Source organism: Kitasatospora sp. NPDC098663, from assembly GCF_044760075.1.
Classification (GTDB): Bacteria; Actinomycetota; Actinomycetes; order Streptomycetales; family Streptomycetaceae; genus Kitasatospora.
Map to the genome: position 1 here is coordinate 123969 of NZ_JBIWAP010000008.1, position 17210 is coordinate 141178.

At 73.8% G+C, this 17210-nt stretch carries 5 protein-coding genes; 4 read left to right on the top strand and 1 reads right to left on the bottom strand.

Annotated features, from left to right (window positions below; translation table 11 throughout):
* Positions 1-50: 50 nt before the first annotated feature.
* Complete coding sequence (locus tag ACIQVZ_RS11320; RefSeq protein ID WP_402448921.1) at positions 51-3257, bottom strand: M28 family peptidase; 3207 nt, start codon at positions 3255-3257, stop codon at positions 51-53.
* Positions 3258-3559: 302 nt separating this feature from the next.
* Here ACIQVZ_RS11320 and ACIQVZ_RS11325 point away from each other — a divergent pair, with 302 nt between their 5' ends.
* The 4 genes from ACIQVZ_RS11325 (at position 3560) to ACIQVZ_RS11340 (ending at position 17210) form a co-directional block, all read left to right on the top strand.
* The gene (locus ACIQVZ_RS11325; RefSeq protein ID WP_350880778.1) at positions 3560-5020 is read left to right on the top strand and encodes a helix-turn-helix transcriptional regulator; all 1461 of its coding nucleotides are present in this window, start codon (positions 3560-3562) and stop codon (positions 5018-5020) included.
* A 355-nt stretch (positions 5021-5375) separates the two neighbouring features.
* Positions 5376-6233: a sterol desaturase family protein gene (locus ACIQVZ_RS11330; RefSeq protein ID WP_402448923.1), complete on the top strand. Its 858-nt coding sequence runs from the start codon at positions 5376-5378 to the stop codon at positions 6231-6233.
* Positions 6234-6301: 68 nt separating this feature from the next.
* Positions 6302-15544 carry an amino acid adenylation domain-containing protein gene (locus ACIQVZ_RS11335; protein WP_402448925.1) on the top strand — a complete coding sequence of 3081 codons (9243 nt, stop codon included), beginning with the start codon at positions 6302-6304 and terminating at the stop codon, positions 15542-15544.
* Entirely contained in the window at positions 15531-17210 is a 1680-nt protein-coding gene (locus ACIQVZ_RS11340; protein WP_402448927.1) for a phytoene desaturase family protein, read from the top strand. The genes ACIQVZ_RS11335 and ACIQVZ_RS11340 overlap by 14 nt, the downstream gene beginning before the upstream one ends.

A 17210-nucleotide genomic window follows, 5' to 3' on the forward strand; every position in this document is an offset into this window, starting at 1 on the left:
ACGGACCGCGGCGCAGCGGCTTACGGGGTGTCAGGCGGGTGCCCTACGGGTCACACGGCCTGCCACAGGGCGGGGACGATGGGCGGCTCCCAGCCGACCTGGGCGGTGTGGCCCTGGAGGCAGCGGTAGCTGACCCCGTTGTAGGTCACGACGTCGCCCGCCTGGTAGGTGGTGCCGGGCGTCCAGGTGCCGCCGGGGTTGGTCGGGCCGTTGCCCACGACCAGCGAGAAGCTGGTGCTGTGGGTGGCGGAGCCGGTGCCGGTGAGCGTGATGCTGTAGGTGCCGGCCGCCGTGTTCGCGGCGGTCGCGATGGTCAGTGAGGCCGAGGCGCCGGACTGCACCGAGGACGGGCTGAAGGAGACCGTCACACCCGCCGGGGCGCCGGAGGCGGTCAGGTTGACCGTCTGGGCGGAGCCGGAGGTGGTGGCGGTGGAGACCGTCGCGGTGGCCGAGTCGCCGGGGTTGACGGTGGCGGTGGCCGGGTTCACCGCGAGGGAGAAGTCGTTGGCGGGGGTGGTGCCGCCGACGGAGGTCTTCCAGATGGTGTAGGCCACGCCGTCGGCGCTGCGGTTCAGCGCGGTCGGGTCGATGTTGCTGGTGGTGTCGCAGGACTGGTGGTAGCAGGAGTCGTACGAACGGCCCGCGCTGCCGCCCCACTTGGCCGCCTGGCCGGAGGTCTTGACGGCGTCGGCGCCGGCCGCGTAGCCGGAGGTGGGGATGCCGGCCTGCTGGAAGGAGTAGTCGTCCGAGCGGCCCTGGCCCTCGACGTTCTCCTCCGGCTGGAGGTTGAGGGAGTCCCAGTAGGCCTTCATCGGGGCGGAGGCGGCGGAGGTGATGTTGTTGATGAAGTAGCCGGCGTTGGGCGAGCCGACCATGTCGAAGTTGTAGTAGGACTTGATCGCGGAGCGCTGGGTGGAGCTGAGCTGGCCGACGTAGGACTGCGAGCCCTGGAGGCCCTGCTCCTCACCGGTCCACCAGGCGAACCGGACGTGCCGGGTCAGGGTGGGGTTCTGCTGGGCGAGGACGAGGGCGTTCTCCAGCAGGGTGGCCGAGCCGGAGCCGTTGTCGTTGATGCCGGGACCGGCCGAGACGCTGTCCAGGTGGGCGCCGAACATGGTGACCTGGTCGGCGGGGCCGCCGGGCCAGTCGGCGATCAGGTTGTTGGACTGGTAGGTGCAGGAGGTGCAGGTCTGCTCGGTCACGGTGTAGCCGGCGGCCTGCAGCTTGCCCTTGATGTACGCCACGGACTGGCTGTGCCCGGCGCTGCCGGCCCGGCGGTTGCCGCCGTTCTGGCTGGCGATGGTGTTCAGCTGGGTCAGGTGGGCCTGGACCTTGGCGACGTCGATGTCGGGCGCGGGCCCGCCGGGGGTGCCCCCACCGCCGACGGTCAGGGTGTACTGGGCGGTGTGGGTGGCCGCGCCGGCGGTGCCGGTGACGGTGATCACGTACGTCCCGGCCGGGGCGCCCGAGGAGGCCGACAGGGTCAGCGTCGCGGACGAACCCGTCTGCACGGAGGAGGGGTTGAGCGTCGCGGTGACCCCGGTCGGGGCGCCCGAGGCGGTCAGGTTGACGGTCTGCGCGGTGCCCGAGGTGACGGCGGTGGAGACCGTCGCCGTGGTCGAGGCGCCGGGCTGGACCGAGCCGGAGGCCGGGCCGAGCGCGAGCGAGAAGTCGTTGTTGCCGGACGGCGTGCAGGTCGGGTCGCCGCTCTGCGCGGGCAGGCTGATCGCGTCCCAGGCGGCCTTGGTCCGGTTGAAGTAGTTGCAGGTCGGGTCGAGGTTCTTGGCGGCGGTCAGGGTGGTGGTGCGGTACCGCTTGTAGGTCATGCCGCTGGTCTTGAGCAGCATGCCGCCGTAGAAGATCTGGCCGGCCTGCTTGACGCCGATACCGGTGACCGAGGAGTTGTTGCAGGTCGGGCTGGAGGGCTTGCCGCCACCCGGGTTGGAGCCCATCGCCAGGAGGTAGAACCAGTGGTTCAGCGGGCCGGCCGCCGCGTGCACCTCGGTGCTGGGGATGGAGGAGGAGTAGCAGTTCGGGTCGTTGTTGACCAGGGAGGGCTGGTAGAGGCTGCGGATCGGCCCCTGGCCGACCAGGTTGACCTGCCGGCCGACCTGGTAGTCGGGGTAGTCGTAGGGCGCGGGCTGGTTGACGTACTCCTTGGTGAGCGCGCCGAAGATGTCGCCGGTGCCCTCGCCCAGGCCGTTCTCGTTGTTGGCGCCGCCGGGCGTGTACTGGTCGATGCCGTGGCCGAACTCGTGGCCGACGACGTCCTGGGCGGCGATCCACTCGTTGTTCTGGTTGTGGCCGATGGAGACGGAGCTGCCGTCCCAGTAGGCGTTGACGTCGTTGAGGCCGACCTTGACCGGCCAGCTGCCGCCGTTGCCGTTGTGGCCGTTGCGACCGAGCCAGTCGCGGAGCATGTCCCATTCCTTCTGGGCCGCCCACATGGCGTCGGCGCAACCGGTCTCCTTGCTGGAGGGGTTGCCGGTGCCCCAGGAGTCGGAGGACTTGCTGAACACCTGGCCGCTGCTGTAGTCGGAGCAGGTCAGGCCGGGCCGGTTCGGGTCGCGCAGCGAGTACGAGCCGCCGGAGTTGGTGGTGCTGATGGTCAGCGGGCCGGGGCCGTTCCACTTGCTGTTGATGGTGCCGGCGCGGACATCGTCGTAGCTGTCGATCACCTCGCCGCTGGCGGCGTCCACGAAGACGTGCAACGTGCTCGGCGCGCTCTCGGTGCGGCCCTTGAGGACGGTCTCCCAGGCGAGCCGGCTCGCGCCGTCCTTGACCCGGACGACCAGGCGGCGCTCGGCCACCGAGTCCACCGCGGCCAGCTTGGTGCGCGCGGTCTTCTCCGCGTTCGCCGCGCTGACCTGCGGGGTTATCGAGCCGCCGACCGGCCCGGTGGCGGCCGACTGGAGGCCGCGGACCTTGCCCTGGCTGTCGGCGAGCACCACGGCGTCGCCGCCGACCACCGGCAGGCCGCGGTAGCTGCGGTCGTAGGCGACGGAGTAGAGGCCGCCGAGCCAGGGGGTGACGGCCCGGCGCTCGTAGGTCTCGCCGGGGCCCTTGGCCAGTGCGTCCAGACCGGCGGCCGCGGCCGCGTCGGCGGCGTTGACGGCTGCCGCGAGGGCGCTGGGTGGTGCGGGAGAGGGGGTGGGCGCGGCGGTGGCCGGCCCGGCCGTGGCGGCGATCATGCCGGCCAGCACGGTCAGGGTGGTCGCCGTGGTCAGCAACCGTCCTGTGGAAACTCTGCGTTGCATCGAGGCTCCTAGCATGTGGGGGTCCTCGACCGCGGACGGCATGGCTGGTGGCGCACCGCAGGGCCGTGTCTGGGGGACGGCCGTGCGGGCCGTCCGCGTTCGGGTGCCGGAACCCTCACACGGCGTCATGCTCTGGTCAATGGCTGGTGCACGCGATGCATAGGGTTGGCAAATTCCGTCAAGCTGGGCTTTTGCCCGAGTGGTTGAGACCACCTCATGTACGGACCGGGTGTCATCGAGTACCGTCCTGATGGTCGGAAGGTTGGCGAGGGGCCCGGGGGAAGCGACCGGAGGAGGCAGCCGTGCACCGCAACCGCGTGGCCGTGGCACCGGCGTCCGCACCTCCGTCCCCGTCCGGCGCCCCACCCGCCGCACCGCCGGCCCAGGAGCTCGGCGCCTGGCGGGACTTCGGCGCCCGGCTGCGCCACTGGCGGCGCCGGGCCGGCCTCACCCAGGCCCAACTCGGCGCCGGCATCGGCTACGACCACACCGCGGTGAGCAAGATCGAGCACGGCGCCCGCCGGGTCACCCCCCGGATCGCCGACCGGATCGACGAACTCCTCGGCGCGGGCGGCGAGTTGCGGGCCGCCTGCCAGCGGGCCGAGACCGCCGAACTGCCCTCCCTGGCGCCCCTCGCACCCGCCCTGCTGCGGCCCCCGCTGCCCACCGCGGCCGTGAACGGGCCCGGCGGCCCGGCCCGCTGGAGCGCCCCCGCCCAGCCGCCGCCCCGGCTGCCCGACTACGGGCTGCTCTGCCCGCTGCACGGCGCCGACGGCTGCGACGTCCCCGGACCGGTCGAACTCGCCGTGCTGCACGCCGAGTTCTGCGCCGCGAACCCGGCCGCCGCGCCGCCCCTGGACGCCGCCACCGCACACGCCCTCACCGGGCTGCTCGCCGCCCACCTGCGCTCCGGCGAGGCCGGCGGCCTGCCGGGCCTGGCCGCCGCCGTCGAGCGCACCTTGCAGGCCGTGCTCGCCCGGCTCGCCGCCGCCCCCGCCGCGCAGCGCCGCCCGCTCGCCCGGCTGGCCGCCGAGCACGCGCACGCCGCGGGCGCGCTGCGGATGCAGGACGGCCGCAACGCCACCGCGATGGCCTGCTTCGACCGCGCGCTCGCCTGGGCGGAGCTCGCCGGGGACCAGGCCACCCAGGTCGCCGCACTGAGCGACATGAGCACCCTCGCCCGGATGGACGGCGACCCGGCCGCCGCCCTCGGCTACGCCCGGGAGACCGGCCGCGCCGCCCCCGGCCGGCACTGGGCCGGCGCGATGGGCCAGATCGGCCAGGCCCGTGCGCACGCCCTCACCGGCGACGTCCGGGCCACCATCCGGCACCTCGGCCGCGCCCGGCTGCACCTGGACCACATCGGCGCCCGGGACGAGGACGACGCGCCCTGGCTCTCCATCGCCTCGATGCGGCTGCGGGTGGAGTCCGGCGCGGCCGCCGCGCTGCGCGACCTCGCCGCGGTCGTCGACGACCCCCGGCTGGCCCGCCGGGCGCTGACCGCGGCCGAGACCGCGCTCGGCCTGCTCGGCCCGGCCCAGCTCCCTTCCAGCCGGCTCCTCTTCACCGTCCGGGTGGCGGACTGCCATGCCTGCGCGCACGACCCGCAGACGGCCGTCCAACTGCTCGGGCCCGCCCTGGAGACCGCCCCGGCGGCGGCCCTGCCGGCTCTGGTCGGGTACGAGCTGCGCGGCCTGCGCGACCGCCTCGCGGCGTACCGGCCGGACGAGGCGTGGCGGCTGGCGGAGCTGGCGGGATCCTGACGGGCGGCGCCACCCGCACGGCCCGCGCCCTCACGCCCGGCTCGCGCTCGCCCGGTGCCACCCGCGCCGCCCTCGTCGGACCGGGCTCCGGATCCGGGTCCGGATCGGCCCTCTGCGCCAGGGGGGGCGTGCGACCTCGCCCGGCGTGTGCCCGACCCCGCTGCGCTCCGGTTTCTCCAGCGCCTGCGAACAAACGCGCCCCTTTCGCGCCGGTCTTGTGTCAACTTCGTGCGCGGATCTTCCTCCGATCGGGTTATTTATGGCGTTAACACGTCGAATGACTGCCGTAGCTGACCGCTCCCGCTAGAGTCTCTGACGTTTCCAGTCATTAGTTCGCGAATAACCAAGGGGGCGCGTGCTGTCCGCCATTGCACGCAGGCTCGCTCATCCGCTTCTGCTCCTGGGGGTGCTGTGCACGGCCGTCGCCACACTGCACTTCCACTGGGAGCCCGACCGGGTCTCCCCGCTCGTGCTGGTCGGCGTCCTCGGGTACCTGGCCGTACTGGAGCGGGTGATCCCGTACCGGACCGACTGGCATCCGAGCGGGCGTGAACTGCGCTGGTACTCCGTGTACTTCATGCTGAGCATGGCCGGCGGCGCGATCGCCCAGGGGCTGGTGACGGCTCTGGTGCAGGTGCTCGGGGCGGCCCATCCGGTGCTCCCGTTCGCCGTGGAGATCCCGCTCGCGCTGCTGGTCGGCTCGCTCGGCGACTACCTCGTCCACCGCTGGTCCCACCACAACCGGTGGCTCTGGCGCCTGCACGGCGTTCACCACGTGCCGGACAAGGTGAATGTCGCGAACAACGGCGTGAACCATTTTCTCGACGTGTTCGTCGCGCAGTCCGTGGTGCAACTCCTGCTGTCGCTGATCGGCTTCTCGGCGGAATCCGTGTTCGTGGTCGGAATATTCATTCTTGCGCAGGGGTATTTCGTTCACGCGAACATCGACGTCCGCCTCGGGCTCCTCGGCCACCTGCTGGCCGGCCCCGAGCTCCACCGACTGCACCACAGCACCGACCTCGCTGAGGCCGGGCACTACGCCTCCGACCTCTCGCTGTGGGACCACGTGTTCGGCAGCTTCACCTGGCGCCCCGGCCGGGTGCCCACCGCCGTCGGCCTCGCCGATCCGGCCGCCTTCCCGGCCACCGGCGAGCTGGGCGCCACCCTGCTGCACCCCTGGCGCCAGGTGAAGACCACCGAGCCGTCCGTCTGACCCGCCCGCGAGGCCGCTCTTCCTCCGCCCGTGTCCGCGCCGCCACGCCATCACCCTCGGATTGGATCATGACCACCTCGCCCTTCGCCGTGCCCTGCGACCGGATCGCGATCACCGGCATCGGCTGCCGCCTGCCGGGACACGCCAACGACCACCGGACCTACTGGCGCAACCTCGTCGAGGGCCGGGACTGTCTCACCGCGACACCCGCCGACCGCTACGACACCGGCACGCTCGGCAGCCGCGACCGCTCCAAACCGGGCCGCCTGATCGGCGGCCGGGGCGGCTACATCGACGGCTTCGACACCTTCGACCCGGACTTCTTCGGCATCAGTCCGCGCGAGGCCGAGCACATGGACCCGCAGCAGCGCAAGCTCCTGGAGGTCAGCTGGGAGGCCCTGGAGGACGGCGGCCTGCGCCCCGGCGAACTGGCCGGCCGCGACGTCGGCGTCTACATGGGGGCCTTCACCCTCGACTACAAGATCCTCCAGTTCGCCGACCTCGACTTCCGCACGCTCGCCGCGCACACCGCCACCGGCACCATGATGACGATGGTGTCCAACCGGATCTCGCACTGCTTCGACTTCCGCGGCCCCAGCGTCTCGATCGACACCGCCTGCAGCTCCTCCCTGGTCGCGGTGCACCTCGCCTGCCAGAGCCTGCTCCGCGGCGAGACCGAACTCGCCCTGGCGGGCGGCGCGTTGCTGCACATGGCGCCGCAGTACACGATCGCCGAGACCAAGGGCGGCTTCCTGTCCGCCGACGGCCGCTCACGCGCCTTCGACGCCTCCGCCGACGGCTACGTCCGGGCCGAGGGGGTCGGTGTGGTCGTCCTCAAGCGGCTGTCGGACGCGCTGCGCGACGGCGACCCGGTGCACGCCGTCATCCTCGGCAGCGGCGTCAACCAGGACGGGCGCACCAACGGCATCACCGTCCCCAGCGCGGACGCCCAGGTCACCCTGATCGAACGGGTCTGCGCCGAGGCCGGGGTGGTGCCCGGCAGCCTCCAGTACGTCGAGGCGCACGGCACCTCCACCCCGGTCGGCGACCCGATCGAGGCGGCCGCGCTCGGCCGGGTGCTGGGCATCGGCCGCCGCCCGGGCGACCGCTGCTACGTCGGCTCGGTGAAGACCAACATCGGGCACACCGAGGCCGCCGCCGGCGTCGCCGGGCTGATCAAGACCGCCCTCGCCCTCGAACACCGGCGGATCCCGCCGCACCTCAACCTGGAACGGCCCAACCCCGGCATCGACCTGGACGCGCTGCCCTTCGACATCCCGACCGCCCCGATCGACTGGCCCGAGCACGACGGACCGGCCCGGGCCGGCGTCAACTCCTTCGGCTTCGGCGGCACCAACGCGCACGTCCTGCTGGAGGAGCCGCCGAGCACCGGGCCCGCCGCCCCGGCCCCGCAGCCGGCCTGCACCGTGCTGCCGCTGAGCGCCAAGGACGCCGCCGGGCTGCCCGAACTCGCCGCCGGACTCCGCCGGGAGCTCGCCGCCGGGGTGCCGCTCGACGACCTCGGCCACACCCTGGCGCACCGGCGCCAGCACCTGCCCGAGCGGCTCGCGGTGGTCTACTCCACTCGGGACGACCTGGACGAGGCGCTGGCCGCCCACGAGCGCGGCGAGGCGCACCCCCGGGTGCTCCAGGGCCGCGCCAGGGAGCGTCAACAGCGCCGCCTCGCCTGGGTGTTCACCGGCATGGGCCCACAGTGGTGGGGCATGGGCCGGGGCCTGTACGAGAACGAACCGGTCTACCGGGCGGCCGTCCAGGCCTGCGACCGGGAGATCCGCGAGCAGGCCGGCTGGTCCCTCCTCGACGAACTGCACCGCGACGAGGCCGACTCCCGGATGGCCGAGACCTGGCTCGCCCAGCCCGCCAACTTCGCCGTCCAGCTGGGCCTGTCCGCGCTCTGGCGCAGCCACGGCCTGTGCCCCGACGCGGTGGTCGGGCACAGCACCGGCGAGGTCGCCGCGTTCCACGAGGCCGGGGTGTACGACCTGGCCGACGCCGTCCGGGTGGTGCTCGCCCGCAGCCGCCTCCAGCAGCGGCTGGCCGGCACCGGCACCATGCTCGCCGTCGGCCTCGCGGAGGCCGAGGCGGAGCGCCGGATCCGCCCGTACCGCGCCCGGGTCTCGCTGGCGGCCGTCAACAGCCCCTCCACCGTGACCCTGGCCGGCGACACCGACGCGCTGCGCGAACTCGCCGAGGAACTGCGCGGCCAGGAGGTGTTCACCCGCTTCCTGGACGTCGAAGTCCCGTACCACAGCGTGCGGATGGACCCGATCCGGGACGAGCTGACCGCCGCGCTCGCCGCGCTCAAGCCCAACGAGGCCCGGCTGCCGCTCTACCTCACCGCCCGCGAGGGCCTCGCCCGCGGCCCCGAACTCGACGCCGGGTACTGGTGGCACAACGTCCGCAACCCGGTGCGCTTCCGCGCCGCCGTCGAACGGATGGCCCAGGACGGGCACGGCCTGTTCCTGGAGATCGGCCCGCACCCGGTGCTCGGCCACGCGATCCGCGAGTGCGTCGACGGCGCGCAGGCCCTGCCGTCCATCCGCCGGCACGCCGACGAGCCCGCCTGCTTCACCCGGTCGCTCGCCGAACTGCACACCCTGGGCGTCGAACCGGACTGGCGCGCACTGCACCCGGCCGGCCGCCCGGTGCCGCTGCCCGGCTACCCGTGGCGGCGCGACCGGTACTGGGTCGAGCCGAGCGCCGTCCGGCAGGTCCGGCTCGGCGAGGTCGACCACCCGCTGCTCGGCCGCCGCACCGCGAGCGCCCAGCCCGCCTGGACCACCGCACTCGACCCCGAGCGGTTGCCCTACCTGGCCGACCACCGGATCGAGGGCCAGATCGTCTTCCCGGCGGCCGGGTACCTGGAGATGGCCGCCCAGGCCGTCCGCGCCCTGACCGGCGGCACCGAGGTGGTGCTCGCCGAGATCGAGCTGAACCGGGCCCTGTTCCTCTCCGACACCGAGCCCACCCCCGTCCAGCTCGGCTACGCCCCGGAGGACGCCCGCTTCACCATCGCCTCCACCCCGGCCGGCGGCGAACCGGTGGTGCACGCCGGCGGCCGGGTCCGCACCGGCCAGCGCCGCGCCCACGGCCCGGCGCTGGACGCCGAGGCGATCCGCGCCCGCGGACAGCGCTTCGGCGGCCCCGACTGCTACCGGCTCCTCGCCGCCCGCGGCTACGACTACGGGCCCGCCTTCCAGGCCGTCCAGGAGGTGTGGGCGAGCCCCGGCGAGGCACTGGCCCGGATCAGCCCGACCGACCGGCTCGGCCCCGAGGCGGCCGACCACCAGCTGCACCCGGTGCTGCTCGACGCCTGCTTCCAGACCCTGCTGGCCACCCGGCTGCTCACCCCCGAGGACGGCGGCGTCCGGCTGCCGGTGTCCATCGAGGAGGTCCGGCTCGACCAGGCCGGCGACCGGCCGCTGTGGGCGCACGCCACCGTCACCCGCGAGGGCGGCGGCGAACTCGTCGGCGACCTCGCCCTGTACACCGAGGACGGCACCCCGGTCGGCCGGATCACCGGCTTCCGGGTCGCCGACGTCGCGCAGGCCCCCGCCTCGGTCGGCCTCGCCACCATCGACGGCTGGCTCACCGAACTCGCCTGGACGGACGCCCCGGCCGCGCCCGCCGACCAGGACCTCGGCGACCTGCTGCTGTTCGCCGACGCCGGCGGCCTCGCCGAACGCCTCGCCGCGCTGGCCGCCGGACGCGGCGCCCGCTGCCACCTCGTCCGGCCCGGCACCGGCTACCGGACCGGCGACGGGCACTCGACCGTCCGCCCGGACTCCGCCGAGGACCTCACCCGGCTCCTCACCGACCTCGGCCCCGGCTACCGCACCGTCGTCCAGCTGTGGAACCTCGACCAGCCCGCCCTCGACACCACCACGGCCGACCGGCTCGACCAGCTCGCCACCCTCGGCGGCTACGCGCTGATCGCCCTCGCCCAGGCCCTGCCCGCCGCCCTCCCGGACGCCCGGCTGCACATCGTCACCCGGGGTACCCAGGCCGCCGACCCCGGCGACCGGGTCGAACCGCTCGGCGCACCCGCCTGGGGCATCGGACGGGTGCTCTGGCAGCAGGAACTCGTCGCCCAGCGCGGCACCCTGATCGACCTCGACCCCGCCGCCGACCCGCTCGACCAGGCCGAGGCGCTGCTCGCCGAACTCGCCTCCCGGGACGAGCAGGAGATCGCCCTGCGGGCCGGCCACCGCCGCACCAGCCGGCTCCGCCAGGCCGAGGGCCTCACCCGTCCGCTGCCGCCGGTCCTGCGCCCCGACGGCAGCTACCTGGTCACCGGCGCGTTCGGCGCGCTCGGCCGGCTGCTCTGCCGCACCCTGGTCCGGCGCGGCGCCCGGCGGCTGATCCTGGTCGGCCGCACCGCCCTGCCCGAGCGCGACCAGTGGTACCGGACCGACCCCGCCAGCCCGGCCGGGGAACGGATCGCCTTCCTGCGCGAACTCCAGGCGCTCGGCGCCGAACCGCTGCTCGCCCCCGTCGACGTCACCGACGAGACCGCCCTCGCCGCCTGGCTCGCCGACTACCGGCAACGCCAACGCCCGCCCATCCGCGGGGTGTTCCACCTCGCCGGGCAGGTCAAGGACGTGCTGGTGCCGCAGATGGACCGGGCCGCCTTCGACGCCGGATACGCCCCCAAGGTGGTCGGCGGCCACCTGCTGCACCGGCTGCTGCGCGACGAACCGCTCGACCACTTCGTGCTGTTCGCCTCCGTCGCCGCGCTGCTCACCACCGCCGGGCAGACCAACTACGCGGCCGGCAACGCCTTCCTGGACGCCCTCGCCCACCACCGCCGGGCCGCCGGCCTGCCCGCGCTCAGCCTCGACTGGGGCCCCTGGGCCACGGGCATGATCGAGGAACTGGGCCTGGTCGCCCACTACCGCGACGCCCGCGGCATGAGTTCGCTCCCGCCGGACGCCGGCACGGCCGTGCTGGAACGCGTCCTCGGCCAGGACCGCGCCCAGCTGCTGGTCGCCACCGTGGTCGACTGGCCGACCTTCCTCGCCTGGTACCCCGCGCCGCCGCCGCTGGTCGCCGAGCTGGCCGCCAGCGCCGCCGAGCAGGCCCCGGCCGAGACCGGCGGCTTCCTGGACGCCTACCGCACCGCGGATCCACCGACCCGGCACCGGCTCGTCACCGAGCGTTTCACCGCCGCCGCCGCGGCCGTGCTGCGGATCGGCGCCGAGCGGATCGCGTCGGACACCAGGCTCGGCGCGCACGGCCTGGACTCGCTGCTCGCGATGGAACTGCGCGCCCGGGTGCACGGCGAACTGGGCGTCGCCCTACCGGTGGTGGCGCTGCTCAGCAACGGCACCGTCGGCGACCTGGTCGACCTGCTCGTCGCCGGCCTGGCCGAGCGGCTCGACGCCGAGGGCGGCCCCGAGCAGGCCGAGGTCGAGCTGCACACCGACGAGGCCCGCTACCCGCTCACCCACAACCAGCAGGCGCTGTGGTTCCTGCGCCAGCTGCACCCGGACGGCTTCGCCTACAACATCGGCGGCGCGGTGGAGGTGCGCGCCGAGCTCGACCCCGAGCTGGTCTTCGCGGCCTTCCGCGCGCTGGTCGCCCGGCACCCCGGGCTGCGGGCCGCCTTCACCGCCGAGGAGGGCCGGCCGGTCCAGCGGATCCGCCCGGAGGCGGTGGCCGACACCGGACTGTTCGACGTCGAGGGCCGCCCCTGGGAGGAGATCCACGCGCTGATCGTCGCCGAGTACCGGCGGCCGTACGACCTCGCGAACGACCCGCTGGTCAGGCTGCGGCTGTTCCGGCGCGGACCGGACCGCTGGGTCCTGATGAAGGCCGTCCACCACATCGTGTCGGACGCGATCTCCACTTTCACCTTCATCGAGGAGCTGTTCGAGGTCTACGAGGCGCTGCGCCACGGCCGTACCCCCGAACTCCCCGCCGTGGCCGCCCGCTACCTCGACTTCCTCAACCACCAGAACCGCTTCCTGGCCGGCCCCGACGCCCGGCGGATGCTCGACTACTGGCGCGGCCACCTGCCGGCCGAGATGCCCGTCCTCGCGCTGCCCACCGACCGGCCCCGGCCGGCCGTGCAGACCCACAACGGCGCCTCGGCGTTCTTCCGGCTCGACGCCGACCTGACCGCCCGCGTCCACGAGCTGGCCCGGGCGCACCACGCCACCCCGTTCATGGTGCTGCTCAGCGCCTACTACCTGCTGCTGCACCGCTGGTCGGGCCAGCAGGACATCGTGGTCGGCAGCCCCGTCACCGGCCGCACCCAGGAGGAGTTCGCCTCCGTCTACGGCTACTTCGTCAACCCGCTGCCGCTGCACGTCAGCCTGGCCGGGGAGCCGACCGTGGCCGAGCTGCTGGCCCGGGTGCGGGAGAGCGTGCTCGGCGGCCTGGACAACCAGGAGTACCCGTTCCCGCTGCTGGTCGAGCAGTTGGGGCTCCAGCACGACCCCAGCCGCTCGGCGGTGTTCCAGGCGATGTTCATCCTGCTCACCCACAAGGTCGCCGTGGAGCGCTTCGGCTACCGCCTGGAGTACATCGAACTCCCCGAGGAGGAAGGGCAGTTCGACCTGACGCTGTCCGCCTACGAGGACCGCGCGGACGGCTGCTTCCACTGCGTGTTCAAGTACAACTCCGACCTCTTCGACGCCGCCACCGTCGAGCGGCTGGCCGCGCACTACCGCAACCTGCTGGACGCCATGACCAGCGCCGGCGCCGACCGCCCGGTCGGCCGGCTGCGGATGCTCGACGAGGCCGAACGCCGCCGCATCCTCACCGGCTTCAGCGGCGCCGACCGGCGGGTGGACCACGACACCCCGGTGCCCGAACTCGTCGCCAAGGCCGCGGCCGAACACCCCGAGGCCGTCGCCGTCACCGCCCCCCGCCCGGACGGCGCCCGCCGCCTCACCTACGGCGAACTCGACCGGCGGGCCCAGCGAACGGCCCTGCGGCTGCGCGAACTCGGCGTCGGCGAAGGCTCGGTGGTCGCAGTCTGCCTGGACAAGTCACCCGAGCTGGTCGTCGTCCTGCTGGCGATCTGGCGGGCCGGCGCGGCCTACCTGCCGCTCGACCCCGGCCACCCGGCCGACCGGCTCGCCTACCAGGTGAGCGACGCCGGAGCCGCCCTCGTCGTGGTCGCCGAACGGAACCCGTTCGGCACCGAACCGCCCGTCCGCCCCGTCACCCTGGACGAGCTCGACCGGCCGGCCGCCGAGAGCGGCCCGCTGCCCGCCGCCGACCCGGACCGCCCCGCCTACGTCATCCACACCTCCGGCTCCACCGGCCGCCCGAAGGCCGTGCGGGTCGACCACCGCAACCTCGCCGCCGTCACCGCGGGCTGGCGCGCCGAGTACCGCCTCGACACCGAGGCCCGGGTGCACCTCCAGATGGCCGGGACCGCCTTCGACGTGTTCTCCGGCGACCTCGCCCGGGCGCTGAGCACCGGCGGCACCCTCGTCCTGGTCGACCGCGACCTGCTGTTCGACACCGCCCGGCTGTACCGCACCATGCGCGAGGAGTCGGTCGACTGCGGCGAGTTCGTGCCCGCCGTCGCCCGCGGCCTGCTGGCCTGCTGCGAACGCGAGGGCCTGCGGCTGGACTTCCTGCGGCTACTGGTCGTCGGCTCCGACTCCTGGAAGGCCGCCGAGCACCGGCGGCTGCGCGCCCTGTGCGGGCCGGACACCCGGCTGGTCAACTCCTACGGCCTGACCGAGGCCACCATCGACACCAGCTACTACGAGGGCGGCGCGGACACCCTGGAACCCGGCCGGATGGTGCCGATCGGCCGGCCCTTCCCCAACAGCGCGCTGTACATCCTCGACCACTACGGAGAGCCGGTACCGCCCGGCGTGCCCGGCGAGCTGTGGATCGGCGGCGCCGGTGTCGCCGCCGGCTACCCGAACGACCCGGAGCAGACCACCCGGCGCTTCACCACCCTGGAGCTCGACGGCCCGCCCGTCCGGCTCTACCGCACCGGCGACCTCGGCCACTGGGACGCCCACGGCACCGCCCACCTGCTCGGGCGGATCGACAACCAGGTCAAGGTGCGCGGCCACCGGATCGAGATCGGCGAGATCGAGGCCCACCTCACCGCCCGCCCCGAACTCGCCCAGGCCTGCGTGACGGTCCGTGAGGACTCCACCGGTGAAGCCGTGCTGGCCGCCTACCTGGTCCCCGCCGAGGGAACCACCCTGGACCGCCGGGAACTGCGCCGCCACCTGGCCGAGCACCTGCCCACCGTGATGATCCCCTCCCACCTCACCGAACTGCCCGCCCTGCCGCTCACCCCCAACGGCAAGGTCGACCTGGCCGCCCTGCCCGAGCCCCGGATCGACACCGGCGGCGCGCAGCACGAACCGCCCGTCACCCTCTACGAGATCCGCACCGCCGAGCACTGGAGCAACCTGCTCGGCGTGGCGGAGGTCGGCCTCCAGCACGACTTCTTCGAGCTCGGCGGCAGCTCCATCCGGCTGATCGAGCTGATCCACCACCTGCAGACCGAGTTCAACATCAGCATCCCGGTCGGCCTGCTGTTCAAGGTCACCACCCTGCACGGGATGGCCCGCACGCTGGAGCAGATCATCACCGGCGAAGTCGCCGGCGGGCAGCCGTACCTCTGGTTCAACCCCGGGGCGCCCGAGGCGAGGACGGTGTTCTGCTTCCCGCCGGCCGGCGGCCACGGCCTGGTCTACCGCCAGCTCGCCGCCCACCTGCCCGACCACCGGCTCGCCGCCTTCAACTACCTCACCGGCGACGACAAGACCGCCCGCTACGCCGACCTGGTCGAGGAACTGGAGGAGGCGGGGCCGTACGTCCTGCTCGGCTACTCGCTCGGCGGCAACCTCGCCTTCGAGGTGGCCCGGGAGCTCGAACGCCGGGGCCGTACGGTCAGTTCGGTCCTGGTGGTGGACTCCTACCGGATCCCCGAGCCCTTCGAGCTCGGCGAGGAGCACCTGGCCGTCTTCGAGCGCGAACTCCACGAGCACCTGCACCGGCACACCGGCTCCCGGATCGTCGCCCAGGAGACCCTCGAACAGGCCCGGGACTACCTGTCCTTCTGCAGTCGCACCCCGAACCAGGGCGTCCTGAAGGCCCCGCTCAACGTGGTCTGCGAACGGGACCGGCTGGCGCTGCACGCGGGCGGCGAGCACGGCTCCTGGCACGGCGCCTCCAGCGCCGGGACGGCCGTCCACGCCGGGCACGGCAGCCACGCCGAGATGCTCGACGCCGAGTTCGCCGCCCGCAACGCCGAACTGGCGGGCGCCATCCTGGCCGGAGGCACCGCCGATGGCCGGGCCTGAGCGCGGACCGGACTGGTCGAGCCGGGAGCGGGCCCCCGGCGGCCCGCCCCGGGTCATCGTGATCGGCGCGGGCATCGGCGGACTCTCCACCGGCTGCTACGCGCAGATGAGCGGGATGGAGACCCGGATCTTCGAGAAGCACGTGCTGCCCGGCGGCTGCTGCACCGCGTGGTCCCGGCACGGCTACCTGTTCGACTACTGCATCGACTGGCTGATCGGCACCGCCGAGGGCACCGGGGCGAACCAGGTGTGGCGCGAACTCGGCGCCCTCGACGGCAAGTCGGTCACCCGCTTCGACGTCTTCAACCGCGTCGTCGACGAACACGGCCGCGCCGTCACCTTCTACGGGGACCCGGACCGGCTGGAACGGCACCTGCTGGCCACCGCCCCCGGCGACGCCAAGCCGATCCGCGCCTTCTGCCGGGACCTGCGCCGCTTCGCCGCCATCGACCTGCCCTGGGACCTCACCCCGCCGCCGCTGCGCGGCCCGGCCGAGCGGCTGCGCACCCTGCGCACCGTGCTGCCCGCGTTCCGGCTCTTCTGGCGGACCGCGACGACCCCGATGAGCGGCTTCGCCGAGCGCTTCCAGGACCCGCTGCTGCGGCGGGCGCTGCCCAACATGTTCCTCCAGGAGCCGGCCGGCTTCCCGCTGCTGCCGTACCTGTACACCCTGGCCGCCGCGCACAACGGCAACGCGGGCTTCCCGCAGGGCGGTTCGCTCGGCCTGGCCCGCTCGGTGGAGGAGCGCTACACCTCGCTCGGCGGGGTGATCGGCTACCGCTGCCGGGTGGAGCGGATCCTGGTCGAGGGGGACCGCGCCGTCGGCGTCCAACTCCGCGACGGATCCCAGCACTTCGCCGACCACGTGGTGGCCGCCTGCGACGGGCCGACGGTGCTCGACCGGCTGCTCGAAGGCCGCTGGTCCAGCCCCGCCACCGACCGGCTGTACGGCGAGCTGCTGGACAAGCCCGGCAACCTGTACCCGGCCGTGGTCTCGGCCTTCGTCGGCGTGGACGGCCCGCTGCCCGAGGGCGAACCGCACAGCACCACCTACCTGCTGTCGCCCGAGCAGGGCGCCCGGCTGCCCGGCTCGCTCCAGCACAGCCTGGTCGTCCAGATGCGCTCGGACTACGCGGAGGGCTTCGCGCCGCCCGGCAAGTCGGTGCTGCACTGCACCTACTTCAGCGACTACCGCTCCTGGAAGGACCTGCGGGTCCGCGACCGCCGCGCCTACCGCGCCCGCAAGCAGGAAGTCGCCGCGTTCGTCCGGGAGTTCCTGGAGCGGACGTACCCGGGGCTCGGCCGCCGGATCGAACTCGTCGACGTCGCCTCCCCGGTGACCACCGAGCGGTTCACCGGCAACACCTACGGCAGCATCCTCGCCTGGCAGGCCTTCTCCGAGGCCGAGGACGCCGCCAACCGGCTGGTCAACCGGGACCGGATGCGGCTGCCCGGTCTGCGCGGCTTCTCGATGGCCGGGCAGTGGGCCGGCCTCGGCGGACTGATCCGCGCCGCCACCAGCGGCCGGTACGCCGCGCAGTACCTCTGCCGGGAGCTCGGCCGGCCGTTCCGGGCCTGGCCCAGTGACAACCAGGAACCTTGGCACGCGGGAAAGTTGGGCAAACTGCCGCAACTCGACCGGGCCACCGTGGGAGTGCCGGAATGA

Coding starts and splice junctions, on each gene's coding strand:
- ACIQVZ_RS11320 (WP_402448921.1), bottom strand. CDS start 3,257: ATGCAACGCAGAGTTTCCACAGGACGGTTGCTGACCACGGCGACCACC.
- ACIQVZ_RS11335 (WP_402448925.1), top strand. CDS start 6,302: ATGACCACCTCGCCCTTCGCCGTGCCCTGCGACCGGATCGCGATCACC.
- ACIQVZ_RS11340 (WP_402448927.1), top strand. CDS start 15,531: ATGGCCGGGCCTGAGCGCGGACCGGACTGGTCGAGCCGGGAGCGGGCC.